A 2,753-nucleotide genomic window follows, 5' to 3' on the forward strand; every position below is an offset into this window, starting at 1 on the left:
AGAGGAAAATTGTTTTATAGATTAATTCAACAGGCACTTGAAATCGACCCAGTCCCAGCTAAATTGCTAGCGGGAGTTGGTGGCTAGTGGACACAGCTGCATACGTGATCTTGCTTGTGGAGTAAACCGCATACCCAGGTTCAATAAAATTTGTGCTTAACGAGCAGCTCTGGCTAGCCCCCCTATAGGGTCAGTTTAGTGAGTTTTTTGTCACTTTGATGGGAAAGAGGATGAGTGAATTTAAAGGACATAAAGAAACAAAGTTCATACTTAAATTTTAAGAGAATGATCAGAGAGCATGCGGCAAACTTGATCTCATCGAAGGTGTGAGAGGAAAGGGAGTTTCCACGTACTACGCAATAAAAAAAAGAATAAAATTCTAGAAGTAAGGCTTTCTTCTCCAAATATAACCTAAGAGCTTATCCCAAAATGATTTCTTAGGTTGGGAGTTGGGAAGCTTTTTCTGCTCAAGGATACCCAGCTCGATAAATCTTAAATTGTCTTTAATTTTCTTCCCATTATCCCATTTCCCGAACTTAAAGTACATTTGCAATTTTATTAAATTTTAGCAAATGAAATTCTTTATCAGTTATGTAGCATACACTGCACGCTATGAAATGTCATTTTTTATACTCCGATTCATCGGATATGATATGATGATCAATTGAAGCATTATTTTTAGGAGAGATCTTTTTGGCCCGGCTGTCAGTGGCCAAAACTTTGCAATAGAGAGCTACCCTTTTCATTTGTTATGAGATCGTTTCATTTGTTATGAGATCGTTTTAAAAATAGAAAACCGGGCACAAGGCCCGGCTAAAGTATCAGGGAGGCTTTACGTCTGGAAGACGTAGGGCTTTTCAGCCCCCTTTAGACAAAAAGCCTAAAGGTACGAACATGATAACAGCATTTAAACTCATTGCAAGTCTTAAATTGATAAAATCTATAGAATAAATGAACGTGAACAACTATACTTGTTTTGTGCATTAATCGTCAGCCTAACTGAGGATACATTAATATAAAAACAATATCTTAAATGAATATTTCCCGAAATTTTTTCGCCTGTTTCTGTTTAGGATATTTTCCTAATTCCAGTTCGATCTAAATACCAATTTATGAACTCAGGATCAACTTTTGGGCAACCTTTTTTAATTGAATAATGATAGGCTTCCTCTAAAGCAGTAAGAGCCTGATTGAGGGTTAGATCATAAGAATCGCGTTCAAGAATGAAATGAAGAGTTTCTAAGAGGAGCTTTGGATGTTCAATTTTGGAACAAATCCTTTCGTTCTTACCGAGTTCATTATCCAATAGCTCCTTGATTGAACAATCCATAACATTGGCTATGGCTTGGAGGGTTTCTCCACTAGGTTTTTTTGATTGACCTTTAAGGATATTTCTTGCCACGTTTATTTTTAGACCTGCCTTCCTCTCAAAGGCAGCAACGGCTAATCCGTTATCATTTAGAAAGTTTCTTATTTTCATTATTAGGAGGGTTGACATACTAAAACCTACTTCATATAGTAACTATGAGATTACATTAAAAACTGTGGTTAACGTATAACATTTTGGGAATCTTTTAAGAAGCTTAAATTAAAATTAGGGAAAAATCCTTGAAATTTGAATTTCTCCAGATGCCCATCAAGTTACCCCAAGAACCCTCCCAGAGAACATTTCTCTGGGAACTTTTTATGTGATCAGATTACCTAAAAAATTATATTTGTAGGCTCAATCTTCAGAAAATGTGAAGAAAATCTCCATTTACCAGCTAATAACAGATAGAATCCTTTAAATGATATTAAGTGAGATTGAGTAAGCCGTGAGCGTAAAGTTTCTTCTCAGGCTTTTTTGAGGAGAGGCATATGAGTTTTTAAGTTCATAGTTTCAATTTTTTGAAAATATCACATCTATTAGATTGACACAGAATTTAAGAGACAATTTCTCAGCTACCCAAATTCTCAAAGGACGATGGTTGATTTTAATTATACCGGAACGAACTGTATTCGGTCTATGGAAAGCCAGAACGGCATTTGAAATGGCAAGATTAGATGGCCGTAGATTTCTAACTATTGAGTCTATACGATAAGCTCCCGTATGAGCTGATGCAGAAGACAGTTTTGTCATAGGCAATTTGTTATTGCGAAAGAAAGGATAGTTTGGTAGATTACAGGACGTAAAGAGGCAACGTTTATCCTTAAACTTCAGGAGACTCATATGAATGCCTCTTTAAAAATCCAACAGATTGAAAAAAAGATTGCAGATTTTCAAGAAAAACATAACCGTCTTCTTGAACAACGCCAAAAAGATATTTCTGCTCTCATAGCTACGCTTAATTTATCACACATTGATAACAAAACCTTGATGGGTGGGTTGATATTTTTAAGGGAAAAAATAACCACAGAAGATCCAATGGTGGAAGTTTGGCGTGATGTGGGAGGGCGATTTTTGCGCAGGACAGGAAAAGAAAAAAGTAGATCGTTCAAAACCCTTACGACGCCTCATCCAACAAATAAATCATCTTAAAAACACCCTTAACAAAGAAAAGACCAAAATGAAACGTCAAAGCAAGGCACAGCGCCAATTGCGCACTCGGAATTTAATTCAACTGTTATGCTAAGCTTTGCATAACAATTGTTATGCGAAGAAAGTAATTATGCGAAGTAGCGCATAAAATTCTTTTCATTTTCTCAAATTCATTGGATTTTGCTTTGCATAATATCCAAAAATGTTAACAGGGCATTCCGCTCTAATTAACATC

The 2,753-nt window shown here is 36.0% G+C and carries 2 protein-coding genes; one reads left to right on the forward strand and one right to left on the reverse strand.

Annotated elements, in window-relative coordinates:
• Positions 1-1,069: 1,069 nt before the first annotated feature.
• Entirely contained in the window at positions 1,070-1,498 is a 429-nt protein-coding gene (locus tag HOL16_01820; protein MBT5389431.1) for a helix-turn-helix transcriptional regulator, read from the reverse strand.
• A gap of 711 nt (positions 1,499-2,209) precedes the next feature.
• On the opposite strand from HOL16_01820, the gene HOL16_01825 reads away from it, so the two are divergent.
• Positions 2,210-2,518, forward strand: a complete 309-nt coding sequence (locus HOL16_01825) for a hypothetical protein (GenBank protein MBT5389432.1) — start codon at positions 2,210-2,212, stop codon at positions 2,516-2,518.
• Positions 2,519-2,753 lie beyond the last annotated feature (235 nt).

This window comes from Alphaproteobacteria bacterium (genome assembly GCA_018662925.1).
Classification (GTDB): domain Bacteria; phylum Pseudomonadota; class Alphaproteobacteria; order 16-39-46; family JABJFC01; genus JABJFC01.